Below are 25,716 nucleotides of genomic sequence, written 5' to 3' on the forward strand. Positions count from 1 at the left end.
TTATTGTTTTGTTTCATTATCAATATTCGTGCCATCTGAAGCATTATCAGTATCTGTCTCAGAAGAATCAACATCTTCTATATCTTCATCCTGATCTATATCGTCTTCGTCATGCATAACTTTTGCTACTGCAGCAATAGAATCTTTACCTTTTAAATTAATAAGACGTACACCTTGTGTTGCGCGTCCCATTACACGTAAGTCTTCTATTGCAAGTCGAATAGCGATTCCTGATTTATTTATAATCATAAGATCATCTAAATCGGTAACGTTCTTAATTGCTACCAGGCTTCCTGTTTTATCTGTAACAGAAATGGTTTTAACACCTTTACCTCCTCTATTCGTTATTCTATAATCTTCTAATTTAGAGCGTTTTCCATAACCATTTTCTGAAACTACTAAGATATTACTTTCCATTTCATTAACAGCTACCATACCAATTACTTCATCTTTATCATCGGCAAGTCGGATTCCTCTTACTCCTGAGGCTCCACGCCCCATTGGTCTAGTCTTTTCTTCTTCAAATCGAATTGCTTTACCCGATTTTACTGCTAGCATTACCTGACTTTTACCATCGGTTAACTTAGCTTCTAGAAGCTCGTCATTATCTTTAATAGTAATTGCATTAATACCATTTGTTCTCGGTCTGGAATATTGTTCTAATGATGTCTTTTTGACCTGACCTTTTTTCGTTGCCATAATGACATAATGCGAATTAATATACTCTTCATCTTTAAGATCCTGAGTACAGATAAAAGCTTTCACTTTATCGTCATTATGTATATTAATTAGATTTTGAATAGCTCTTCCTTTAGAAGTTTTACTTCCTTCTGGAATTTCATATACTCTCATCCAGAAACATTTTCCTTTCTGAGTAAAGAACAGCATGTACTGATGATTGGTTCCTACAAATAAATGTTCAAGAAAATCCTCATTACGTGTTGTACTTCCTTTTTGTCCTACTCCTCCTCTATTTTGTTTCTTATATTCATTAAGAGAAGTTCTTTTTATATATCCTGCATGTGAAATCGTAATTACTACTTTTTCATCCGGAATCATATCTTCTATACTCAGATCTCCACCTGCATATTCTATTTGAGAACGACGCTCATCACCATATTTTTCTTTTATTTCTGCCAGCTCGTCCTTAATGATCTGCATTCTACGCTCCTTCTTTTCCAAAATATCCTTAAGGTCATCAATAGTCTTCATCAACTCATCATACTCTGCACGTAGCTTATCTTGTTCAAGACCTGTTAATTGACGCAAACGCATCTCTACGATTGCTTTGGCCTGTATTTCAGAAAGTTTGAAACGCTTTATTAATTTTTCGCGTGCCTCATCTGCATTTGCAGAAGAACGAATTAAAGCAATCACTTCATCAATATTATCAGAGGCTATAATTAACCCTTCAAGAATATGAGCTCTTTCTTCAGCTTTTTTCAATTCATATTTTGTACGACGAACAACTACTTCATGTCTGTGTTCGACAAAATGATGAATCATTTCTTTTACATTCAACAGCTGTGGTCTTCCATTAACCAGTGCAATATTATTTACACTAAACGAAGATTGTAAGGCTGTATATTTATATAAAAGGTTTAGTACTATATTAGGTATTGCATCACGTTTAAGAACGTATACGATACGCATACCGTTTCTATCAGACTCATCACGTATTGTAGAAATCCCTTCAATCTTCTTATCATTAACAAGGTCAGCAGTTTTTTTAATCATATCTGCCTTATTCACTTGATAAGGGATCTCGGTAACGATTATACTTTCTCTACCGTTTACTTCTTCAAAACTTGCTTTAGCTCGTATAACGACTCTTCCTCTACCCGTTTTAAAAGCCTCCCTAACACCATCATAACCATAGATTGTTCCTCCTGTAGGAAAATCCGGGGCTTTAATATATTGTATTAATTCATCAATTTCGATATCGTTATTCTCAATATAAGCAACTGTACCATCAACAACCTCACTTAGATTATGCGGAGGCATATTTGTTGCCATACCCACTGCAATTCCCGAAGCTCCATTTATTAATAATCCCGGAACTCTTGTTGGCAGAACTGTTGGTTCTTGTAAGGTATCATCAAAATTAAATGTATGATCTACAGTGTCTTTTTCGATATCTGCCAGCATATCTTCAGATATCTTACGCATTCTTGCTTCTGTATAACGCATAGCCGCGGGACTATCACCATCTACAGAACCAAAGTTACCCTGGCCATCAACTAACATATATCTCAAACTCCATTCTTGCGCCATACGAACCATCGTATCATATACAGACGTATCACCATGCGGGTGATATTTACCAAGAACCTCACCTACAATTCTTGCAGATTTCTTGTGGGCACTACTTGCTTTAACACCCAGTTCATACATACCGTATAAAACACGTCTATGTACGGGCTTAAGACCATCCCTAACATCAGGAAGTGCACGAGATACTATAACAGACATTGAGTAATCAATGTATGCCGATTTCATCTCATCTTCTATATTGATAGGTATAAGCTTTTCTCCATCAGCCATAAAAAATTATTTTATTCTAAAAATTGATTAATTAAACGCGCTAATTTAAGTAAATTAAGACGGTTTTAACAGCCAATTACCTATCTAATATACGTAATTTATTAACAATAGTAAGGATATAGATAGTTAATAAGTCTACGATCATAGGTTTTGATTATTAAAGCATTTTTTGTCTATTTACCAATAAAAGCAAAAAAACCTTAAAAGACACTGTCTCGGAGCTAGTGTTTTTTTTTAGAGCTTGAAATTACATGACAAAATACCCTATTGTCAAAATATATATGTTAATGATCGATTAAAAGGAATAGTTTTTGTCAATATAATTCTAAAAATTACTATTTTAGTTATAAAGAAAGAGAATAATTTTATGGATGATAATTTTTCACCCAGAGTAAAAGATGTTATTGCATACAGTAAAGAAGAAGCTCTTAGATTAGGGCATGACTTTATCGGTACAGAACACCTTATGCTAGGGTTGCTACGTGACGGAAGTGGTAAAGCTATTAATATTCTAGATGCGCTGGATATCGATTTGACCAATCTAAGAAGAAAGGTCGAGATTCTTAGCCCTGCAAATCCAAATATAGCCGTTGCCTCAAACGAGAAAAAAAATTTACATTTAACCAGACAGGCAGAAAGAGCACTAAAAACTACTTTTTTAGAAGCTAAACTATTTCAAAGTTCTTCTATTAATACTGCTCATCTTCTGTTATGTATTCTAAGAAATGAAAACGACCCAACTACAAAACTTTTAAATCGTTTAAAAGTAGATTACGATAATGTTAAAGACCAATTTAAGTTTATGATTGCTAACGAAGAAGAATATATAGATAACCCAAAAGCAGAATCTTTCTCTGAAGATGATGATGATTTAACAGGAGATTCATCCAAAGAAAACCCTTTTAACTCTCCTTCTGGAGGAAGTAAAGCAGGGAAAAAATCTAAAACTCCTGTTTTAGACAACTTTGGCCGTGATTTAACTGCAATGGCAGAAGAAGGAAAACTCGATCCGGTAGTAGGACGATCCAAAGAAATAGAGCGCGTATCTCAAATATTAAGTAGACGTAAAAAGAACAACCCTCTCCTTATAGGAGAACCCGGAGTGGGTAAATCTGCCATTGCAGAAGGACTTGCTCTAAGAATAGTGAAACGAAAAGTTTCTAGAATCTTATTTGACAAAAGAGTGGTTACTCTTGATCTGGCTAGCTTAGTAGCAGGAACCAAATATCGTGGACAATTCGAAGAACGAATGAAAGCGGTAATGAACGAATTAGAAAAGAACGATGATATCATTCTTTTTATAGACGAAATCCATACTATTGTTGGTGCTGGTGGCGCTACAGGAAGTTTAGACGCTTCGAATATGTTTAAACCAGCCTTAGCAAGAGGTGAAATTCAATGTATTGGAGCTACAACCTTAGATGAATATCGTCAATATATAGAAAAAGATGGCGCATTAGAAAGACGTTTTCAGAAAGTAATTGTAGAACCTACAAATATTGAAGAAACCATAGAAATTCTTAATAATATTAAGGAAAAATATGAAGAACATCACAATGTTAGTTATACACCAGAGGCTATCCAAGCTTGTGTAAAACTAACTAATAGATATATGACAGATCGCTTTTTACCAGACAAAGCTATCGATGCACTGGACGAAGCTGGTTCTAGAGTACATATTACTAATATTGATGTTCCTAAGAAAGTACTTGATCTCGAGAAAAAACTTGAAGAAGTAAGAGAACTAAAAAACAGTGTAGTCAAAAAACAAAAATACGAAGAAGCTGCAAAACTTAGAGATGACGAAAAGAATCTGGAGAAAGAACTAGGAGTTGCACAAGAACAATGGGAAAAAGAATCTAAATTACATAAAGAAACCGTTGATGAAGAAAACGTAGCAGATGTAGTTTCTATGATGACTGGTATCCCCGTTAATCGTATCGCACAGACCGAAAGCAATAAACTTGCCGAATTACCTGATCTAATTATGGGTAAAGTTATTGGACAGGATGAAGCTGTTACCAAAGTCGTAAAAGCAATACAACGTAACCGTGCCGGATTAAAAGATCCTAACAAACCTATTGGGTCATTTATATTTTTAGGACAAACAGGAGTTGGTAAAACACAGTTAGCCAAAGTCTTGGCTAGAGAGCTTTTTGATAGTGAAGACACACTTATTCGTATTGATATGAGTGAGTATATGGAGAAATTCGCAGTTTCAAGACTTATTGGAGCACCTCCTGGATATGTTGGTTACGAAGAAGGAGGCCAACTTACCGAGAAAGTAAGAAGAAAACCATATGCAGTTATTTTATTAGATGAAATCGAAAAGGCACATCCCGATGTATTCAACATGATGCTTCAAGTACTAGATGATGGATACCTTACTGATAGTCTTGGACGAAAAATTGATTTCAGAAATGCTATAATCATTATGACTTCTAATATTGGAGCGCGTAAACTGAAAGACTTTGGACAAGGAGTTGGTTTTGGAACTTCTGCCAAAAAGACTCAAGCAGAAGATTATGCAAAAGGAGTAATAGAAAATGCATTAAAAAAAGCATTTGCTCCTGAGTTTCTGAACCGAGTAGATGATGTTGTTGTATTTAACGCATTAGAACGAGAGGATATCCATAAAATTATCGATATCGAACTTGATAAACTATATGGACGAATTAAAGATCTCGGATACGACTTATCCTTAAGTGAAAAAGCTAAGGATTACATTACCGAAAAAGGTTTTGATAGACAGTATGGCGCAAGACCTTTAAAAAGAGCTATTCAAAAATATATAGAAGATGCTTTAGCAGAAGAGATTATAAACTCTCAGCTTGGAGAAGGAGATAGCATATTCATGGATATGGATGATGATTCTGGTGAATTAACAATTACTATTAAAAAAGCAGAAGAATCTACTGAATCCTAATCATCAAAGCATAACAATTACAAAAAAGACTGTTATCTCTAAAATAACAGTCTTTTTTATAATCCATTAAAGAAACTTTATTAAAAGCTGTTGAGCTACTTAACTAAATAATATCAACCCCAAATAAACAGAACGAATATAGCCATGAATTTAACATGAGACATATTTTAGCCTCTTAATAAATTCATGTTTTTTTCATATATTATACGATAAAATAGCATGAAAAAGTTTTATTTTCACCCTGTTTTTGTATCTAAAACACATGTTAAAAGCTAACAAAAACCTAATGATCACTTCATACAATTTTTATTTTTGTCATATAGAAATATATGAAGATTATGTAAAGGCTGTAATGAAAGAAGGAGTCACAGTATCACCAGAACATAACGATGTTTTACTACAAATAGTAGAAAAACATTTTAAAAACAAACCCTTCGTTTACATTACTCACCGCATTAATTCTTATGCTGTAAACCCCACTGTATATCTGGAAACAGCTAAAATCTCTAATATGATTGGTTTTGCTGTAGTATCTACAGATCCTAAACAAAAAATACAAATAAAGCTCGAAAAAACTTTCTTCAACAAAGAATTCAAACAATTTGACATCTTAGAATTAGCCCTGGAGTGGAAAGACAACATTATTAAAAAGTATAGAGATTAATCCTATACTAAAATAATTCTCCAAGTAAACTTACCAAAAACAACAAAGCGATATTACCCTTAAGTACTATCGCTTTGCTATACGTATTTCTAAAAATATTATTTAGCAATATTTACTGCTCTTGTTTCTCGTATTACGGTCACTTTAACCTGACCTGGATACGTCATATCTGTCTGTACTTTTTGAGAAATTTCAAAAGAAAGGCTAGCTGCTTTTTCATCATTTACTTTTTCGCTTTCCACAATTACACGAAGCTCTCTACCTGCCTGAATCGCATAAGCTTTTTTGACTCCATCAAACCCAAAAGCAATCCCTTCTAAATCTTTCAATCTTTGTATATAAGAGTCCAGTACTTGACGTCTGGCACCTGGTCTGGCACCACTAATCGCATCACACACCTGAACGATAGGAGATATTAAAGATGTCATCTCTACCTCATCGTGATGGGCTCCTATAGCATTACAAACTTCTTGTTTCTCACCATATTTTTCTGCCCATTGCATTCCCAGAATAGCATGTGGCACCTCTGTTTCTGTGTCTGGAACTTTACCAATATCGTGCAACAACCCTGCTCTTTTGGCTAATTTAGGATTCAATCCTAATTCTGAAGCCATTACACCACATAATTTAGCAACTTCTCTTGAATGCTGTAGAAGGTTCTGACCATAAGAAGATCTATATTTCATCCTACCTACAGTTTTAATTAGTTCTGGATGCAATCCATGTATACCGAGATCAATCACAGTACGCTTACCAACTTCGATTATCTCTTCATCAATTTGTTTTCTCGTTTTTCTTACCACTTCTTCTATTCGTGCAGGGTGAATTCTTCCATCTGTCACTAATTTATGAAGTGATAATCGGGCAACTTCTCTTCTTACAGAATCAAAACAAGATAAAATTATTGCTTCGGGGGTATCATCAACTATAATCTCAACTCCTGTAGCAGCTTCAATAGCTCTAATATTCCTACCTTCTCGACCAATAATCCTACCCTTTACATCGTCACTTTCAATATTAAAAACTGAGACACAATTCTCTATTGCTTCTTCTGTACCTATTCTTTGGATAGTATTTATTATTACTTTCTTAGCTTCCTGCTGTGCTGTAAGTTTAGCTTCTTCAATAGTATCTTGAATAACCGCCATAGCATCAGTCTTTGCTTGTCCTTTTAGAGATTCTACAAGTTGTTCTTTCGCTTCTTCTGCAGATAATCCAGATATAACTTCAAGTTGTTGTACCTGACTTTTATGAAGTTTTTTAAGTTCGCTTTGTTTCTTTTCTAAATAATCTTTGCGCTGCTCTCCTTCTTTAATCTTTTCTTCTAGCTCTATATTTAGTTTTTTGTTTTTAGATAATTCATTAGAAACCTGAGATTCTTTATCTCTAGTTCGTTTTTCTGCTTCAGCTATCTTCTTATCGCGGGATAATATTACCTTTTCATGTTCTGATTTTAATTCAATAAATTTTTCTTTAGCCTGAAGTATCTTGTCTTTTTTAATTGTCTCTCCCTCACTTTTAGCATCTCTTAAAATGCTTTCGGAAGCTTTTTTAGCATTTTTAATAATTTCTGACGCCTTGCTACGCTCCAGAACTTTGGCAATGATAAACCCTATCATTAGTCCTGCTACCCCAGCAACTATCAAAAATATAATATTATTATCCATAATTTATGTTAGTATTTATATAAAAAAAGCCTGCACTAGCAAAGGTTTTGTATAAACTCTGTAAAAACAGGTTTAGGGCTAACAAGTTGCTCAAGAATCCGCTCAAGGCGGCGCGCTTTTACAACTTAAACTCACCCTTTTTAATTAATTCTTGTTGAGTTTATCAAAATAACAACTAGTGCAGGCAGTAACCTTATTTATTTTAAAGAACGTTATGATAAATGTTCGTGTAGCAAATTATTTAATTCATTTAACCTATTAGCCACATTAACCGTGTCATCATCTTTATCTATAGCTTTTTGTTCTACTTGTGCCGCAAATTGTAAAGCACACATTGCCAATACATCTTGCTTATCTCTAACCGCATAACTTTGCTCAAATTGCTTTATCATAGCTTCTATCTTTTTTGCAGCCTTTCGTAAACCTTCTTCCTGATCCGGATTAATCGTTAATGGGTATACACGATCTGCAATAGATAATTTAATTTTAAGCTTATCTGCCATATTTTACTTATTCAGAAAGTTGTGCTATGCACATATCAATCTCTCTTATTAAAGCGTTTATTTTGAGCTTGGTTTCCCTTTTATATTCGTCACTGCCTAGTATTGCGTTTGCATTTTTGAGCGCACTGAATTTTTCTTCCCACTGCTTTAATTGATCTACCTGAAGTTCTGAATTAGACTCCAAATTCGATATTTTCTCTTTTAGACTTAGGTTTTGTTGCTTAACCAATTCATACTTATGAAGCAACTTACTTATTCTATTTTCAAGAGAATCAATAATTTCAATTAAATCACTCATTGTAAATTTTACACAATACTTCGATACACAAAGTTAACATACCAATTGAAAAAACCCAATAGTTTTACAACTAATTTTAAACCCCTACTTTATTGTGGTTTAATCCTCGATATTTCTTCTACTTTGGACAAAGAAGATGCGATTATCTGGTGCATATCATAATAACGATATTCTGCTAATCTTCCTCCAAAAATCACCCCTTCTAATTCTCGTGATTCTTCTTTATACTTTTTAAAGATTTCTTGATTTCTATCATTATTAATAGGGTAATATGCCTCTTTACCTCTATCCCAGTTCTCAGGATATTCTTTTGTTATGATTGTTCGGTCTTGCTTTCCGAATTCAAAATGTTTATGCTCTATAATTCTGGTAAATGCATAACTTGCATCATTATAATTCACTACAGCATTACCTTGGTAATTTTCTATCTTATGAAGCTCGTGTTCGAATCGCAATGACCTATACTCTAACTGCCCATATTTATAATCAAAAAACTCATCTATCTTACCGGTATACACAATCTTATCTGCTAGAGATTCAAGATCTATTCTATCTTTAAAAAAATCTACTCCTGTTTTGGTGTCAATACCATTTAATAAGCCATTAATAATTACATTATAGCCTCCCACAGGGATTCCTTGATAAATGTCATTAAAATAATTGTTGTTATACGTATATCTAACAGGAAGCCTTTTAATAATGAAAGCAGGAAGTTCTGTAGCTTTTTTCCCCCATTGTTTTTCGGTATATGCTTTAATAAAAGTTTCATAAATATCCTTACCCACCAAAGATAAAGCCTGTTCTTCTAGATTTTGAGGAGACTTTACTCCATATTGCGCTACTTGTTTATCAATAATATTTTTTGCTTCCTGCGGTGTCTTGGTTCCCCAAAGTTGATAGAACGTATTCATATTAAAAGGTAAGTTATACAATTTACCCTTTGACAATGATAAAGGAGAGTTTATATAATTATTAAAAGTTGCGAACTGATTTACATAATCCCAGATTTTTTTATCATTAGTATGAAAAATGTGAGCTCCATATTTATGTACATTAATTCCTTCTTTTTCTTCACAATATACGTTTCCACCTAAATGATCTCGCTTGTCTATCACAAGGCATTTTTTACCCCGATTAGTCATTTCGTGAGCAAAAACACTCCCAAACAACCCTGCTCCTACAATTAGATAATCATATTTCTTTTCTTTCACTAGTATACTTTTTTGATTCGAAACGGCTTCTATAAAATTCAGTTGTCAAAACTACTATTTTTAAAAGGATTTTATATGTAATAATTATACATCAAAAAATCGCAACTGATAATCTTCTTAAAATAGGGTATAAAAAATAAAATGTATGTATCTTTCCTGCACTAAATTTATACATTTATATGAAAGGATATTTCATCTCTAGAAATTACAAATCTCTTTTTAATGCAGCAGGTAAAGCAAAAACCGATTGTGAGTCTATTTTAACCGAAATGGGGTTTAAAAACCTGGGATTCAAACAATCTTCAATCCCTAATTCTGCTATTGGAGCTCTAAAAAACTTTTTCGGCATCACCTTTGCCTTAATACGGCTACCTTATAAATCAACATTGTGTACACAATATCCACTAAATAAGTTTAGAAACTATGTCTTGTTTGTTGCAAAAATAAAAAGATGCAAAATCATTACCATAGTCCATGATGTTCGTTTTTTAAAAGGTAGAACTAGTGATGCAGATAAAGAATTAAAAAAGATAACTTCTTCAAACGCCATTATTGTGCACAATGATTCGATGAAAGATTGGTTCTTGGAACAAGGAGTTAAAACTCCAATAATTGTACTTGGAATATTTGACTATATATTAAACAAAGGATTGCCCGATCAAAATAATAATGTTACAGGAGAAAAGCTTCACGAAATAGTATATGCCGGAGGATTTGGAGACGGTAAAAATTCATACATCTATGATCTTGACCAGCTCGAAAGAAAAAAATTCGGAATGAACCTGTATGGTATGGGATTTGATTATCAAAAACTAAAAACCGAAAAAGAAAAATCAATTCTTTCTTATGAAGGAGCATTTCCCTCTGATGTGGTAGCTTATCATATCAAAGGATCTTTTGGATTAGTATGGGATGGTATCTCTACAGAAGAATGTAGTGGGCAATATGGACAATATTTAAAATACAACAACCCTCATAAAACTTCATTATATATTTTATGTGGATTACCTGTAATTGTATGGGATAAAGCAGCCATTAGTACTTTTATAACAGATAACAATATTGGCTTTACAGTTTCTAATTTAGATGAATTAAGTGACAAACTCGAAAGTTTATCTTTAGATGAATATAAAAAAATGAAAACCAATGTTGACTTGGTTAGAACAAAAATCATTTCTGGTGGATATTTAAATGATGCCATTAATCATGCATTGAAAATAGCATAACCTACCAAAAAAATAAGTAGTTTTATAAACACATTTCATAAACATACACATAGATACCCCTTTTTATGAGAAAGATTATAGTTTTTATTTTACTCGGATTTTCTTTTTGCTATGGACAAAAGGATCTTCCTAAAGACTATTTTATTAACCCTCTTGATATCCCCACTGTAGTTTCTGGGACATTTGGTGAACTGAGATCTAATCATTTTCATTCTGGATTAGACATGAAAACTAATGGCGAAGAAGGGTTAAATGTATACGCTACTGCATCTGGCAGAATAACTAGAATAAAAATTTCGCATGGCGGTTACGGTAAGGCATTATACATTGCACATCCCAATGGATATACAAGTGTATACGCACATTTAAAAAAATTCTCTCCAGAAATTGAAGCTTTTGTAAAAGAAAGACAATATGCAAAAGAATCTTATGAAATAGAGCTTTTTCCAAAATCAGGTTCGTTATTAGTAAAGCAAGGAGATATTATAGCACTTAGTGGTAATACAGGCGGAAGTTCTGGTCCTCACCTTCATTTTGAAATTAGAGATTCAAGATCCAGACCAATGAACCCAATGAATTTTGGCATGGATGTAAAAGATACCAGAAAACCAATCATAAATAGTATTTGGTCATATAGTTTAGGCAAAAACGCACAAATTAATGGTTCGCAAAAACCAGTTAGATTAAAACTTACACTTCTAGAAGATGGTAGTTATAAAGCAGAAAACCTGAATGCATATGGAAAAATTGGTTTTGGTGTATCTACCATAGATAAACAAGATTTAGCCGAAAACAATAATGGTGTATATGAAATAACCACCGAAATTAATGGTCAGGAAAATTTAAAAATAGAAATGAATCGTTTTTCTTTTGCAGAAACACGGTATGCAAACAGAATTATTGATTACTCCTATTTTAAGGAATATAGAAGCAGGATAACGAAACTCTTTGTTGAAAAAAACAATCCGTTAACCGTTTTCAAAAAGAAAACAAATAATGGCATTGTTAATATTCAAGATAGCCTTTCTTACAACTACACTATCCACATCAAAGATTTTAAAAACAATACAACTACAATTAATATTCCTATACAAGGGAAATATCTCGAAACGATTACAAAAACAGATATTCCTAAAACATCAGAGTACGCTAAGGCAACTGAAAATTACACATATAGCTCAGGCTTTTTTGATCTTTTTATTCCTAAAGGAGCATTGTATGAAAATACTTATTTGGATATATCCGTTAGTGGGGAAAAAATCAAAATTCACAATAACAAGACTCCATTACACAAAAACATGACACTGGTTTTTGATGTATCCAGATATAAAGAAGAAGATAAGAAAAAACTATACATAGGGCGTATAAATGGATCTAAAACACCATCCTACTCTAGAACCGCAAAAAAGGGTAATCGATTCTCTACTCGGACACGTACTTTTGGCACATACTCCTTATTTACCGATAATCTGAAACCTACGATAATACCCATTAATGTTTCTAGCAAAAAATGGATATCAAAGGCCACACATTTAAAAGTAAAAATTAATGATTCTGAATCTGGAATAAAAAGCTATCGAGGGACTATAAATGGAAAATTCATTTTATTAGAATATGATTATAAGACCGGAATGTTAATCTATGACTTTAATGATAAAAATCATGTGGACTCAGAAAATAATTTTAAACTTGTTGTGTTAGATAAAGTAGGTAATCGAGCAACATTCGAAACCACATTTTTTAGAAAACCTTAAATACTCTTACTTCTTGAAACCTAATTTTTTTCCTCTTTTGATTTTACTGATTATATTCAGTATCTCTTCTTCGGCTCAGACTGCAACGCTAAAAGGTGTAGTTCTTAATGAAAACAATGTACCCATACAGGGAGCTAACATCTCCTATAACGATTCTGGTACTCAATCTGATAAAAATGGCGTATATCAGCTTAGTATTCCTGCTAATCAAGAAATCACAATAAACATATCTCACATTAGTTTAAAAAATGTACAGTTTGTTATTAATCTGGAAGAAAATCAAGAATATGAACTCAACCCAGTATTAAAAACAGATATTGAACAGATAGCTGAAGTTATTATATCGGGTAGAGAACGTAAAATAGTAGAAGGAATTACAACATTAGATCCCGAAACCATTAGAACAACTCCTTCTGCCAATGCTGGTGTAGAAGGGCTTCTCAAAAGTTTACCCGGGGTGAGTTCTAATAATGAATTAAGCACGCAATACTCTGTTCGTGGAGGAAATTATGATGAAAATTTGGTCTATGTAAATGAGATTGAAGTTTATCGTCCTTTTTTAGTACGATCCGGACAGCAGGAAGGCTTAAGTTTTGTAAATACAGATATGGTTCGCAATGTAGATTTTTCTGCAGGAGGGTTTCAAGCTAAATACGGAGACAAACTCTCTTCAGTTCTAGACATTACTTACAAAAGACCAACAAGATTAGGAGCAACAGCAGATCTAAGTCTTCTAGGAGGTAGTGTTTCTGCAGAAGGAATTTCTAAGAACAAAAAACTAGCCGCTATTGTTGGTGTACGATATAGAGATAACAGTTTACTAGTAGATGCTAAGAATACAGAAACCAATTTTCAACCGAGATTTGCTGATGTACAAACTTATCTTTCTTATAACTTCTCTAGTAAATTTGAATTAGGGTTTTTAAGTAATTTAGCACTTAACACCTATGACTATGAGCCATTAACGGAGCAAGTGAATTTTGGAACATTACAAACAGTGCAAGCACTAACTGTTCGTTATGATGGGCAGGAAAAAGATAAATACGAAACCTATTTTGGGGCACTTAAGGGAACCTACAGAGCCAATGATAATCTAACCCTAAAATTAATTGCCTCGGGATATCACACCCAAGAACAAGAACATTATGATATTTTTGCAGCTTATGCACTAGGAACTGTAAATACCGACATTGGTAGTGAGAATTTAGGAGAAGTAGAATTTAGCGAAGGAATAGGCTCTCAATTAACGCATGCAAGAAATGATCTGGATGCCTTAATATTTAATCTAGAACACAAAGGAACATATATTGCAGATCAACATCAGTTTGATTGGGGTATCAAATTTACCTCAGAAGATATTAGAGATCGTTTACAAGAATATGAAATCATTGATTCTGCTGGGTTTTCTATCAGACCTCCTGTATTGGATTTTGTAAATGATCAGCCATACACTCCTTTTGCAAGCCCTATTGTTCCTTTTACCAGTGTAAGAGCTACAAATGACACTAAAATTGACCGTATTTCTGGATATGTACAATATAGCATTCGCTCTAATATAAAAGAAAATGAAATTTGGGCAAACGTAGGTGTCAGAGCACATAACTGGAATATCTATGGAAACACAGTTGAGGGTTCTGATTCGCAAATTGTATTCAGTCCAAGGGCACAAGTTGCTATTAAACCTGACTGGAAATCTGATATGATCTTTAGAGTTTCTGGAGGGCTGTATCATCAACCTCCCTTTTACAGAGAATTACGAGATTCATTAGGAGTTGTAAGACCTGATGTTAAAGCGCAACAATCTATACATATCGTACTTGGTAATGACTACAGCTTTTCTATGTGGAAAAGACCATTTAAATTAACCACAGAGCTGTATTATAAAAAACTAACCGATGTAAACCCATATACTATTGAAAATGTTAGAATACGATATCGTGCTAGAAATAATGCGGAAGCGTATGCGCAAGGGATAGACTTAAGACTTAATGGAGAATTTGTTCCTGGTACAGAGAGTTGGGTTAGTTTAGGATATTTAAAAACTGAAGAAAATATTGATAAGCGCGGGTATATATCTCGACCAACTGATCAACGACTAAAAATTGGAGTATTATTTCAGGATTATGTACCTTCAATCCCAAGTTTAAAGATGTATTTAAATATGGTCTATCAAACAGGAGTTCCAGGAGGTTCTCCCAGTTATGCAGATCCATATAATTTTCAGACCAGACTACGAGATTATCGAAGAGCTGATTTAGGCATATCATATGTCGTGGTTGATCAAAACAAAAGATTAAGAGCAGGTCATTTTCTTAATATGTTTAGAGAACTAAACCTTGGTTTTGAGATCTACAATATCTTTGATAATCAAAATACAATCACCAATACTTTTGTTAGAGACGCAGCAAGTCAACGCCAATTTGCTATCCCCAACTATTTAACGCCACGGGTTTTTAATGTTCGACTAGGAATGAAATTTTAATTTTAAGAATAGATTATTCTTCTATAAATTTCTTTAGTACATCAACTGTATAATCTATTTCTTCTTTAGTATTAAATTTTGAAAGTGAGAAACGTATTGATGGTTTTTGTAAATCCTCATCAGAAAGAATTTCGGTTAACACATGAGACCCTTTACCGCTTCCACTTTGGCAAGCACTCCCTTTTGAACAGGCAATTCCATTAATATCCAGGTGGAATAACAATATGCCAGCTTTTTCTTCAGAAACAGGTAAACACGTGCTAATTAACGTGTATGTACTTTTATTAAAATCACAACAACTAGCATTAAACTTTACTCCTTCAATGTTGCTTTTAAGAGTATCAATAAAGTATTGCTTTAGATTTATAATGTAGTTCTTCTCTTCTTCCAAATTTTCATATGATAATCGTAACGCTTCATCCATGCCTGCTATATTATGCACACTTTCTGTTCCTGCTCGATATCCTCGTTCCTGCTCTCCTCCAAAAATTAACGGTTTTAAACCTGAGTTTTTGCGAATATATGCAAAACCAACTCCTTTTGGTCCATGAAATTTATGAGCACTTACAGCTGTAAAATCAATATGCAAATTACTTAAGCTTACATCATAATGACCTATTGATTGAACCATATCACTATGAAAAAGTGCTTTATGTTCATTACACAAGTTTCCAACACGCTCAATATCTAATATAGTTCCAACTTCATTATTTACGTGCATTAAACTTACCAATGTCTTTTCTGTAGAATCACTAAGAAGTGATTCTAAGTGTTTATAATCAATAGAGCCATCTGCATTTATAGCAACATAACTTACCGTTATATTTGTACGAGATTCTATTTCCTGTACCGTATGTAATACAGCATGATGTTCTATTTTAGAGGTGATAATATGGGTAACCCCTAAATCTCTAACAGCACTATTTATTGCCAAATTATCAGCTTCTGTACCTCCAGAAGTAAATATAATTTCTGAGGCTTTTACTCCTAAATAACCAGCAATATTTTTACGAGTTTGTTCGATATGATTCTTAGCAGATCGACCATAACCATGTATTGATGAAGGATTTCCATAATCTTCTTTCAATACAGAAACCATTTTAGCAATAACCTCTGGTCTTACCTCTGTGGTAGCCGCACTATCAAAATAAACTTTTTGCATAAAACAAAGTAATTAAGTTGTTGAAATAGATATTTATTTATTTTTTGTAAAAACTTTAATTCTTACAATATTCCCAATTTTCCGACTACAAAACTAATCTAAATAAAATTATTTTCGAGTAGACACGTTATAATCTTTCAATTCCTTTACTTTTGTCAAAAAAAATACTCATTCTGACATGAAAAAGTTGTTTTCATTTCTCTTTTTATTATTATCTATTACCTCGTGTGATGATGGTGACATAGTGATCACCAGTTTTGAGTTTGATGATGTTGATTTGCAACTTTGCAAAGGTGCAAAAGCAAATGAATTTGTTTTTTTCAAGATTAGTAAAACTATAAACGAGGCTATTTCTTACAACTTTATCAACGATACTTTTTCTGACACTATTGCAACACCTACACCTATTTCTATCAAACTAAGCGAAGGTTCCAATAACTTAATATATAGAAATTTCAATGTACCCGTAACTGTAGATTATTTTTGTTCTAATGTACCCTCTAGTGAAATTATAATTGCTGAAGAACTTAATGGTATTACAGGAACATCTGAAATTTTAACCGAAATCATCACAGAAGATGATGATGATGGGATTCCTGCAGAACAAGAAGATCTTAATGGTAATGGCAACCTTGAGGATGATGATACCGATGGTGATGGAATTCCAAATTATAAAGATCAGGATGACGACAATGATAACATTCTAACTAGTGTTGAGTTACCAAACGATATTCCTGATAATGATAATCCTCGGGATACAGATGAAGATGGTGTACCTGATTATCTCGAACAAGATGATGATAATGATGGAATCTTAACCCGTAATGAAGATGCCGATGAGAATGGAAACCCAAGAGATGATAGAGATGCCGTTTCTGGAAAGCTATTTTATCTGGACGCAGCATCAACCAATGTAGCAGTTGCAGTAGATCCTGTTCTTGATAATACTATAAAAACCACATTTAGGACCACTGTATCAATAAACGGTCTTGTTTTTGATGGTAACAATCAAAATTTTGAAGACAAGAATTTTTCATTTGGTTTTAGAGATGTTACTATCCCTAAGACAACCAAAAAAGAGTAGCTCATATCACATTATTATGAATAATTTTTTTTACTATATAATTTTTATTGCAGTATTGGTTAGTTGTAGTGAAGGAGATGTTATTGAAAATGACATCAGTAATTTCACAGCTCCGTTAGAGAATTGTTCTAATCAAAATGAAAATACTTTTGTTTTTTTCAAAATTGATTCTCAAATTAATCAATCTCTTTCTCTTAGTTTTACAAGTACTACTTTTGAATTAAATACAGCTCCAGAGGATCTTACTCAAACCATAGCGCTTAATAACACTACGAATATCTTAGTGTATAGACAGTTTAATGCTCAAATCGATGGCTCAGCATATTTTTGTAGCAGCGTTCCTCCCAGTGGTATTACAGTTACTCAAGAGCTAAAAAGCTCTAATGGAAATGCTGTAATAAAATATGTTGTAAAGAGTGACACTGCCACAGAAACCATCTATACCAGAACAATAACCCTTACCGATATCACTCTGGAAGGAGCTGGGATTTCAATACGACAAGAATTATTAGAACTCGGTGAAGACGAGATTACGGTTTTAAAATAACTATTTTGGATTCTGAACAATATACACCTCCATCGCCCCTAACCCATATTTTTTATAATCACCTTCAGAAATTCTTATATTATCATATCTCCCAAATAGGTATTTGAGTTCTTCTTTTAAAATTCCTTGCCCTACCCCATGAATAAAAATCACATTGGGAATACGTTTACTAATCGCAAAATCCAATTGTCTTTTTGCCGTGTCCAATTGCAAAGTAATCATATCATGATTTGTCATTCCCTTTGTCGACCTCACCAATTTGTTAACATGTAAATCAACTTCCATCGGTGGTATATCTCGTTCTTTTGGTTTAACGATAGGTCTTTTGGGTTTCTTTTTAAAAACCTCCTTCTCCTTTAAGTTTTTATTTATCTCTTCATAAGAAGGCATAATAAGCTCTCCAGATTCAATTTTTACCACTTCACGAACAAAAAATGTCATATCAAACCCATCTTCTGTTTCAATTGTTACTTCATCTACAGTAACCGCTATAACTTTACCTGTAATTGGCTCATCCAAAACAGATACAGTATCCCCTATTTTAATCATAATTCTTCTTCTTCTTCAAAGTATGGATCAGAATCGATTTTCGTCTTCGATTTCACTTTAGTATTAATCAGAAATACTCCTAACATTAAAAAAATCACTCCAACACTCTGGATATAATAGTTTTTCGTTACCGAGGAAATTTCACTTATCATTGCAATAGCTCCAATAATTACCAAAAGTATACTTATGATTTTTTTGACCCTGCTATAATTCATTTACCTAAACCTTTTTTTCATTAACCTGATAGTATTATCTATAATCATTAATAATATACCGATCTAATATATAAGAATTGATTTCTTTTCTAATAATAACTTCAAGACATTTTCTTTACAGTTACAAAAGTATTAAATAATAGATTTTTGAACCTCCAAATATTTTAAATAACTTAATTATGTATATTGCGATTAATAATTATAAAGATTTTCGCTTTTGGAGACCTATATGCTACCTTGTTTAAACAAAAAAATTTTTGGCGTTGATTGTTTAGGCTGTGGAATGCAAAGATCTATTTCTCTCTTATTTAAAGGAGATTTTGTTGCAGCATTTTATATGTATCCCGCGATTTATCCTCTTTTATTATTACTTATATTTTTGGGATTCAACTTTTTTATCAAATTTAAATATGATAGACTTATAAGAATGAGTCTTATGGCCACTGCCATACTTACTATCATTATAAGTTATGTCATCAAAATGAAAATTATTTTTAACTAATCAATCTAAATTATGGAAAAACAAACATTACCTAATTCTACCCTAATCTTGGTTTTTGGTATTCTATCAATCTTAGGATGCTGTTGTTATGGTGTACTAGGAATCATCCTGGCTATTGTGGCTATAGTACTTGCAAAAAAAGCTACTGCATTATACAATGAAAACCCAGAATTATATACTGGATATCAAAATGTTAAAACAGGTAAGATACTAGCAATTGTAGGTCTAATATTAAGTATTATCTATTTAGTCTATGTTATCTTCATATTTGCAACAGTAGGATATGATGGCATCCTAGAGATGCAAAGAGGAATGATGGAACAGTACGGAGGATAATCTGTAAATAATTTAATTTTTAAAAACTGTTCGGAATTATATTTCGAACAGTTTTTATTTAGAATAAATTTCTTGCTACTATAATTTGGAACAGTTTATTAATAATATTGAATCTAATCTATTACAATGCCCAACTAAAAAACTAATTGGTATTGATTGTTTGGGTTGTGGTTTTCAACGAAGTTTTTTATTACTTATTAATGGTAATTTAATAGAATCTTTTCTAATGTACCCTGCACTTATACCATTACTATTAATGTTTGGATATTTAATTGCTCATCTTTTTCTGAAATTTAAAAAAGGAGCTAAAACCCTTCAATATTTTTATATCTTAAATAGTATACTTATCATTACAAATTATATTATAAAATTCTAATACATTATATGGAAAACAAACAACAATTGCCAAATGCTACATTGGTATTAATATTCGGAATCGCATCAATAGTAACCTGTTTTTGTTATGGATTTCTTGGATTGGTATTTGGTATCATTGCACTAGTATTAGCTAAGAAAGCTAAAGAACAATATCTAGCAAATCCCGAATTATACATAGGTTATGAAAATCTAAATGCAGGTAGAATTTGTGCTATAATTGGTACTATATTAAGTTCTTTATACCTATTAATCATTATTGGGTATATTATATTTATGGGTGCTCTAATGCCATGGTCTGAAATACTAAATCAATAATTTTTTTGCATAAAATAAAAAAAGGAGGCTATCATGCCTCCTTTTTTATTTCATATAAATTTTGAATAGCATTTCACTATTTTTCAAACTCTTTTAAGGTCTTGATAATAATATTTACACAATCCAGTAGCTGTTCTTTATCCATTACCAGAGGTGGTGCAAAACGAATAATATTACCATGAGTTGGTTTAGCCAAAAGACCATTTTCTTTAAGCGCTACACAGATATTCCAGGCAGTATCACTATCCTCAGAATCGTTAATTACAATCGCATTTAACAGTCCTTTACCACGAACTAAATTCGCTATTTTAGACTCCTCAATGTACTTACTTAATTCTGATCTAAATAACTGACCTAATTCTTCTGCATTTTCAGCTAATTTCTCATCTCTTACCACTTCTAAAGCAGCTATAGCTACCGCTGCTGCAACAGGGTTACCTCCAAAAGTACTACCATGATTTCCTGGTCTTATAACACTCATTATTGTGTCATTAGCCAAAACTCCTGATACAGGATATGCTCCTCCACTTAATGCTTTTCCTAGAATTAAAATATCCGGTTTAACATTTTCATGATCGACCGCTAATAATTTTCCTGTACGAGCGATTCCTGTTTGAACTTCGTCTGCAAGAAATAGTACATTATGTTTTTCACAAAGTGCTTTGGCTTTAGCCAAAAACCCTTCAGAAGGAACATACACACCAGCTTCTCCTTGTATAGGCTCTACCAAAAACCCTGCAACATTAGCATTACTTTCTAAGGCCTGTTCTAAAGCAGATAGGTTATCATATTCAATTTTTATAAATCCTGCAGTATATGGTCCAAAGTTTTTTCTGGCTACTTCATCATTCGAAAATGATATGATTGTTGTTGTTCTTCCATGAAAATTATTTTCACACACAATAATCTGTGCTTCATTTTCTGGTATACCTTTCTTCTCATATGCCCATTTTCTACAAAGTTTCAATGCTGTTTCTACAGCTTCTGCACCAGTATTCATTGGTAATAATTTATCAAAACCAAAAAACTCAGTTGCAAACTTCTCATATTCACCTAATTTATCATTATAAAAAGCTCGTGAGGTTAGCGTTAATGTTTGCGCTTGATTAACCATTGCTCCTACTATTTTAGGATGACAATGTCCTTGATTCACTGCAGAATATGCACTTAAAAAATCATAATACTTTTTTCCTTCTACATCCCAAACATATACACCTTCTCCTTTGTTTAAAACAACCGGCAGTGGGTGATAATTATGAGCTCCGTACTTGTCTTCTAATTCAATTAAATGCTGTGATGACTTTTTCTCTAAGATTGCCATTATTCACGTATTAAAAATAAAACTTTACAATTCCTACTTCGACATAAAGTTCGGGAGAGAAATCATCCTACTGAAGTTGGTTGCAAATTACTAAATATAAGCTTCTTTCTAAAATCTTATTGTGATATTTTTCCAGCTATAGAAGATACTTGTAGTTCTAGCCTCTTAATTTCTCTCAATACTGCATTTTTATCCATTTGCATCCAGGCAAATAATTTGGTCATTCCTATAATCATTATACAGATCGCTCCTCCTGCAAACCATTTTATAAGTTCGTTGGTATTATCTGTATTCAAAAATTGAATAATACAATAAACAAAAAAACCAAAAGCTATTACAGTTGCTATATTCATTAATACAATAATCCATCTGTGTTTAGTATTAAAAAGCCCTCCTAACATTTCGAAAAGATTTTGTTCATCTAAATCATCATAAAATTTTGCTTCTTCCTGACTCAATGTTTCTTTAATCAATTGATCGATATCTTTCATTTTATTCTCCATGATTTCTATTTTTTAAAATTAATTTCAGTTTTTCTCTAGCAGTAAACAGACGTGATTTAACAGTACCTGTCGAAACGTTTATAATATCACTTATTTGTTTAATGCTATACTCCTCTATGTAAAAAAGGTTAAGTACTAATTGTTGATTATAAGGTAATTTTTTAATTGAGTTTTTTAATAACACCATCGTATTTTGATTGTTTTGGACATCATCTTCAATACGATTTGTATTACAATCCTTATATGCTTGTAAATGTTCTACTTCCTTTTTATGTTTCCGCAACCAATTAATAGCATTTCTGGTTACAATGGTCAACGCCCAACTTCCAAAACTATTAGAATCTTTTAAGCTATTGATTTTTAAAAAAATAGTACTCCAGCTATCTTGAGCAATATCTTTTGAAATTTCCATATCTCGAGTGTACCAATACGCCTGTTTACATAGTTTTGTATGCCATCTTTTAACAAGAAGAGTTACCGCTTTCTTGCTTCCTGATTGGCATTGTAATACCAACAAAGAGTCAATTGTTTTATTGGTGTTTGTCATATTGGCCTTTATAGTATAGACGTAGAAATAATAAATAGGTTCATTTTTTTATTTCTTTTTTTAAGATATATTGAAAATTTAATAAGTATATGCTTTCTATTGTTATTTTTGCGCTATGGCAAGGAAAAACAGAAGACAAATCTTTGAGAATATCGAAGTTATTGATGCGGGTGCAAAGGGAAAAAGTATTGCTAAAGCCCCAGATGGGAAGGTAATTTTTATTAACAATGCAGTTCCTGGAGATGTAGCAGATATCCAAACTACCAAAAAACGTAAAGCCTTTTATGAAGGTTCTGCCACTACTTTTTACAAACTATCAGACAAACGTGTTGAGCCCACTTGCGAGCATTTTGGAACTTGTGGAGGTTGTAAATGGCAGTTTATGGGTTATGAACACCAACTGGCTTATAAACAACAAGAAATTGTAAATAACCTAACTCGATTAGGTAAAATTGAGCTACCAGAGGTAAGTTCAATACTTGGCTCAGAGGATCAATTTTTCTATAGAAATAAAATGGAATTTTCTTTTAGTGATAGCAGATGGCTAACTCTAGATGAAATTAGAAGTGATTCTGAAATTCAAAATAGAAATGCATTAGGCTTTCATATTCCAGGAATGTGGGATAAAATTCTGGACATCAACAAATGTCATCTACAGGAAGATCCAAGTAATGATATTCGAAATAAAGTAAAAGTTTTTGCTACAGAAAACAACCTTTCTTTTTATAACGCAAGGAAGCAGCATGGTTTTTTGCGTACATTGATGATTAGAATTGCATCTACAGGAGAAATTATGGTTTTGTTTCAATTTTTTCATGAAGATGTAGAAAAAAGAACGCTATTATTAGATTATATGGTTTCAGAGTTCCCAGAAATCACTTCTCTGCAGTATACAATTAATCCTAAAGGTAATGATACAATTTATGATCAAGAGGTTATTTGTTACAAAGGAAAAGATTACATCGAAGAAGAAATGGAAGGATTGCGATTTAGAATTAATGCTAAATCTTTCTATCAAACAAATTCTAAACAGGCATACGAATTATATAAAGTAACTCGAGATTTTGCCAATCTTACCGGAGAAGAATTAGTATATGACCTATACACAGGAACCGGCACTATAGCACAGTTTGTTGCAAAAAAAGCAAAGAAAGTAATCGGCGTAGAAGCAGTTCCCGAAGCTATAGAAGATGCAAAAGAAAATGCAAAACGTAATAATATTGACAATGTAGAATTCTATGTTGGTGATATGAAAAAGGTATTTACCAAAGATTTTATTTCCCTACATGGTCAACCCGAAGTGGTAATTACAGATCCACCAAGAGATGGAATGCATAAAGATGTCGTTGGGCAATTATTAAACATTTCTCCTCAAAAAATAGTGTATGTAAGTTGTAATAGTGCAACACAAGCACGTGATCTTTCATTGTTAGATGAGATGTATAAAGTAAGTAAAGTTCAACCTGTAGATATGTTCCCGCAGACATATCACGTAGAGAACGTTGTATTACTTGAAAAAAGATAGATTCATGATCAATTTCTGACAAAACCTGAGTTTGCATTAAACTTATATATCTGCAAATAACCAGAAAATTGATTCAATAATAAATAAAATCGATGAAACATAACTCTATTATGCATTTCATCGATTTTTTTATTCATTACATATTCAAGCATTCAATTTGCAATAAATTCATCAACTTCAAATGCTTTATTAGCACATAACCAATCCTTTTAACAAAAAAGTCGCTAAACACTACATATCAGTGATTTATCTTATTTTATTAAGTTAAAATCATTACGGTTAAACCATAAAAAGTTAACTCAAAAACCATATTTAATATCATGAGTTATTTCCTACATTTGTACCCGAAGATTGCTACTACAATAAATTTTATAGTCAAACCTAAGTTTATCAAAACTAACAGTTATGAGAAATGTAGTAAAAATACCCCTGATCTTCATTCTTCTTATTTTAATTTATTTTTTATTTACTACCGGTTCCAGTGATACTGATCAACATCAAATCAACGAAACCAAAAATCAAGTTGCGCAAGAAGCCATAAAACAATACAATATTGTTAAGCGAAACGGTCCAGGAATAGAGGCATCATTACATGCGGGATTCGTTGCAGAAGCTTTTCTTCAAATTGGAGATAAAGAAAACTATGCTAGATGGACAAAAATAAAAGAACAAGAAGAACGGGATGCAAAAAATGCTAACGTTAACTTACCATAATTTTTTACACACAAACCATCTCACTACCACCAAGGCTTACAATGATGATATTAGATTTTAAAAAAGGAGAGTTTATAATAAAACTCTTCGTAATACCAATTATGTGTATTACAATAGTAATCGGGGCTATTTTTTACACCCAACATTTTAATGACACCAGTCAGATTACCAATTCTAAAAAAAGCAACAAAAACACATTTCTTTTTCACAAATCCGAGGCATTAACAGCATCATACTCTATAATCAACAAAAGATTACGATCATCAACTATTATTTCTTTCGGAGAAAGTGATAAAGATGTTAGGATCGTTAATGATTCTACATTTACTGTTATCAATTATGTGGATTGGATAAATCAAAAAGGCGAAAATAGGAGAAACTATTACTGTTGTACAGTGACTTTTAACCACAACTGCAAGGCAAAAGCCCAGAATTTAGTTTTTATGGAATAATTACACCCTTTAGATTATGGCAACTTGATGTAGCAATCTTCTACATTTTCTATTGCGGTGGCCGGGAGCTGTCAAAGGTTCCCGGTTTTTAAAACAAAATAATAGTCATTAAAATCATCACTAGAATCCAAATATGCTTAAGTAGCAACACATCCTCTTTATTCCAGTCTTTTATTTTTGAGAAATAACCAGTATGAATTGGTTTATCTTTTTTATTTTTGGTCACGCAAATAGCAATTTGAAACTTATTTTGTTTCAATATTTTTGCATTCATCTAATTGTATTTTTATC

General features: G+C 32.5%; 26 protein-coding genes and 1 other RNA gene. 14 read left to right on the forward strand and 13 right to left on the reverse strand.

The annotated features are described in order from the left end of the window. A complete protein-coding gene (gene gyrA, locus DG435_RS10680) occupies positions 1-2,544 on the reverse strand; it encodes a DNA gyrase subunit A (RefSeq protein ID WP_106794670.1) in 2,544 nt (847 codons plus the stop codon). A gap of 367 nt (positions 2,545-2,911) precedes the next feature. Between gyrA and DG435_RS10685 the strand changes: the two genes are divergently transcribed. Both DG435_RS10685 and DG435_RS10690 read left to right on the forward strand, forming a co-directional pair. After that, positions 2,912-5,470, forward strand: a complete 2,559-nt coding sequence (locus DG435_RS10685) for an ATP-dependent Clp protease ATP-binding subunit (RefSeq protein WP_106794669.1) — start codon at positions 2,912-2,914, stop codon at positions 5,468-5,470. 262 nt (positions 5,471-5,732) lie between these two features. After that, positions 5,733-6,134, forward strand: a complete 402-nt coding sequence (locus DG435_RS10690) for a hypothetical protein (protein ID WP_234387177.1) — start codon at positions 5,733-5,735, stop codon at positions 6,132-6,134. A 98-nt stretch (positions 6,135-6,232) separates the two neighbouring features. On the opposite strand, the gene rny is transcribed toward DG435_RS10690, so the two are convergent. From rny to glf, 5 genes are all read right to left on the reverse strand, one after another. Beyond that, positions 6,233-7,801: a ribonuclease Y gene (gene rny / locus DG435_RS10695; RefSeq protein WP_106794668.1), complete on the reverse strand. Its 1,569-nt coding sequence runs from the start codon at positions 7,799-7,801 to the stop codon at positions 6,233-6,235. 53 nt (positions 7,802-7,854) lie between these two features. After that, positions 7,855-7,961: non-coding RNA, 6S RNA (gene ssrS / locus DG435_RS10700), on the reverse strand. A gap of 52 nt (positions 7,962-8,013) precedes the next feature. Further along, positions 8,014-8,304, reverse strand: a complete 291-nt coding sequence (locus DG435_RS10705; RefSeq protein ID WP_024772608.1) for a cell division protein ZapA — start codon at positions 8,302-8,304, stop codon at positions 8,014-8,016. Positions 8,305-8,311: 7 nt separating this feature from the next. Beyond that, entirely contained in the window at positions 8,312-8,602 is a 291-nt protein-coding gene (locus tag DG435_RS10710; RefSeq protein WP_106794667.1) for a hypothetical protein, read from the reverse strand. Positions 8,603-8,691: 89 nt separating this feature from the next. After that, positions 8,692-9,813, reverse strand: a complete 1,122-nt coding sequence (gene glf, locus DG435_RS10715) for a UDP-galactopyranose mutase (RefSeq protein WP_106794666.1) — start codon at positions 9,811-9,813, stop codon at positions 8,692-8,694. A gap of 179 nt (positions 9,814-9,992) precedes the next feature. Here glf and DG435_RS10720 point away from each other — a divergent pair, with 179 nt between their 5' ends. The 3 genes from DG435_RS10720 to DG435_RS10730 all read left to right on the forward strand — a co-directional run bounded on the left by DG435_RS10720 (position 9,993) and on the right by DG435_RS10730 (position 15,275). After that, positions 9,993-11,039: a beta-1,6-galactofuranosyltransferase gene (locus DG435_RS10720; RefSeq protein ID WP_106794665.1), complete on the forward strand. Its 1,047-nt coding sequence runs from the start codon at positions 9,993-9,995 to the stop codon at positions 11,037-11,039. Positions 11,040-11,104: 65 nt separating this feature from the next. After that, positions 11,105-12,793, forward strand: a complete 1,689-nt coding sequence (locus tag DG435_RS10725; protein WP_106794664.1) for a M23 family metallopeptidase — start codon at positions 11,105-11,107, stop codon at positions 12,791-12,793. Between the two features lie 13 nt (positions 12,794-12,806). Next, positions 12,807-15,275 carry a carboxypeptidase-like regulatory domain-containing protein gene (locus DG435_RS10730; RefSeq protein WP_106794663.1) on the forward strand — a complete coding sequence of 823 codons (2,469 nt, stop codon included), beginning with the start codon at positions 12,807-12,809 and terminating at the stop codon, positions 15,273-15,275. 13 nt (positions 15,276-15,288) lie between these two features. On the opposite strand, the gene DG435_RS10735 is transcribed toward DG435_RS10730, so the two are convergent. Beyond that, on the reverse strand, positions 15,289-16,437 hold the full coding sequence (locus DG435_RS10735) for a cysteine desulfurase family protein (RefSeq protein ID WP_106794662.1): 1,149 nt from the start codon (positions 16,435-16,437) through the stop codon (positions 15,289-15,291). Positions 16,438-16,615: 178 nt separating this feature from the next. Between DG435_RS10735 and DG435_RS10740 the strand changes: the two genes are divergently transcribed. Both DG435_RS10740 and DG435_RS10745 read left to right on the forward strand, forming a co-directional pair. Beyond that, a complete protein-coding gene (locus DG435_RS10740; RefSeq protein ID WP_106794661.1) occupies positions 16,616-17,521 on the forward strand; it encodes a hypothetical protein in 906 nt (301 codons plus the stop codon). Between the two features lie 16 nt (positions 17,522-17,537). Further along, positions 17,538-18,068: a hypothetical protein gene (locus DG435_RS10745; protein WP_106794660.1), complete on the forward strand. Its 531-nt coding sequence runs from the start codon at positions 17,538-17,540 to the stop codon at positions 18,066-18,068. Here DG435_RS10745 and DG435_RS10750 read toward each other — a convergent pair whose 3' ends face one another. Together DG435_RS10750 and DG435_RS10755 are read right to left on the reverse strand one after the other, a co-directional pair. Then, positions 18,069-18,617, reverse strand: coding sequence for a DNA mismatch repair protein MutS (locus DG435_RS10750; protein ID WP_106794659.1), 549 nt, complete (start codon positions 18,615-18,617; stop codon positions 18,069-18,071). Next, on the reverse strand, positions 18,614-18,832 hold the full coding sequence (locus DG435_RS10755; protein WP_106794658.1) for a hypothetical protein: 219 nt from the start codon (positions 18,830-18,832) through the stop codon (positions 18,614-18,616). The genes DG435_RS10750 and DG435_RS10755 overlap by 4 nt, the downstream gene beginning before the upstream one ends. Before the next feature lie 283 nt (positions 18,833-19,115). Between DG435_RS10755 and DG435_RS10760 the strand changes: the two genes are divergently transcribed. From DG435_RS10760 to DG435_RS10775, 4 genes are all read left to right on the forward strand, one after another. Beyond that, complete coding sequence (locus DG435_RS10760) at positions 19,116-19,334, forward strand: DUF2752 domain-containing protein (protein ID WP_369871921.1); 219 nt, start codon at positions 19,116-19,118, stop codon at positions 19,332-19,334. A 12-nt stretch (positions 19,335-19,346) separates the two neighbouring features. Further along, a complete protein-coding gene (locus DG435_RS10765) occupies positions 19,347-19,670 on the forward strand; it encodes a CCC motif membrane protein (protein ID WP_024772596.1) in 324 nt (107 codons plus the stop codon). An 85-nt stretch (positions 19,671-19,755) separates the two neighbouring features. Then, positions 19,756-20,046, forward strand: a complete 291-nt coding sequence (locus DG435_RS26085; protein WP_159025781.1) for a DUF2752 domain-containing protein — start codon at positions 19,756-19,758, stop codon at positions 20,044-20,046. 8 nt (positions 20,047-20,054) lie between these two features. Continuing rightward, positions 20,055-20,363 carry a CCC motif membrane protein gene (locus DG435_RS10775; RefSeq protein WP_024772594.1) on the forward strand — a complete coding sequence of 103 codons (309 nt, stop codon included), beginning with the start codon at positions 20,055-20,057 and terminating at the stop codon, positions 20,361-20,363. A 76-nt stretch (positions 20,364-20,439) separates the two neighbouring features. Here the strand turns inward: DG435_RS10775 and rocD are convergent, their stop codons facing one another. The 3 genes from rocD to DG435_RS10790 all read right to left on the reverse strand — a co-directional run bounded on the left by rocD (position 20,440) and on the right by DG435_RS10790 (position 22,734). Then, positions 20,440-21,684, reverse strand: a complete 1,245-nt coding sequence (gene rocD / locus DG435_RS10780; protein WP_106794886.1) for an ornithine--oxo-acid transaminase — start codon at positions 21,682-21,684, stop codon at positions 20,440-20,442. 116 nt (positions 21,685-21,800) lie between these two features. After that, on the reverse strand, positions 21,801-22,187 hold the full coding sequence (locus DG435_RS10785; protein WP_106794887.1) for a DUF6768 family protein: 387 nt from the start codon (positions 22,185-22,187) through the stop codon (positions 21,801-21,803). After that, the gene (locus DG435_RS10790; protein WP_106794888.1) at positions 22,177-22,734 is read right to left on the reverse strand and encodes an RNA polymerase sigma factor; all 558 of its coding nucleotides are present in this window, start codon (positions 22,732-22,734) and stop codon (positions 22,177-22,179) included. The genes DG435_RS10785 and DG435_RS10790 overlap by 11 nt, the downstream gene beginning before the upstream one ends. Positions 22,735-22,849: 115 nt before the next feature. Between DG435_RS10790 and rlmD the strand changes: the two genes are divergently transcribed. The 3 genes from rlmD to DG435_RS10805 all read left to right on the forward strand — a co-directional run bounded on the left by rlmD (position 22,850) and on the right by DG435_RS10805 (position 25,425). Beyond that, on the forward strand, positions 22,850-24,259 hold the full coding sequence (gene rlmD / locus DG435_RS10795; protein ID WP_106794889.1) for a 23S rRNA (uracil(1939)-C(5))-methyltransferase RlmD: 1,410 nt from the start codon (positions 22,850-22,852) through the stop codon (positions 24,257-24,259). 405 nt (positions 24,260-24,664) lie between these two features. Continuing rightward, positions 24,665-24,973, forward strand: coding sequence for a hypothetical protein (locus DG435_RS10800; protein ID WP_106794890.1), 309 nt, complete (start codon positions 24,665-24,667; stop codon positions 24,971-24,973). Positions 24,974-25,014: 41 nt separating this feature from the next. Next, a complete protein-coding gene (locus tag DG435_RS10805) occupies positions 25,015-25,425 on the forward strand; it encodes a hypothetical protein (RefSeq protein WP_106794891.1) in 411 nt (136 codons plus the stop codon). An 88-nt stretch (positions 25,426-25,513) separates the two neighbouring features. Here the strand turns inward: DG435_RS10805 and DG435_RS10810 are convergent, their stop codons facing one another. Beyond that, the gene (locus DG435_RS10810; protein WP_106794892.1) at positions 25,514-25,699 is read right to left on the reverse strand and encodes a hypothetical protein; all 186 of its coding nucleotides are present in this window, start codon (positions 25,697-25,699) and stop codon (positions 25,514-25,516) included. Positions 25,700-25,716 lie beyond the last annotated feature (17 nt).

This window comes from Aquimarina sp. Aq78, from assembly GCF_900299525.1.
Taxonomy (GTDB): domain Bacteria; phylum Bacteroidota; class Bacteroidia; order Flavobacteriales; family Flavobacteriaceae; genus Aquimarina.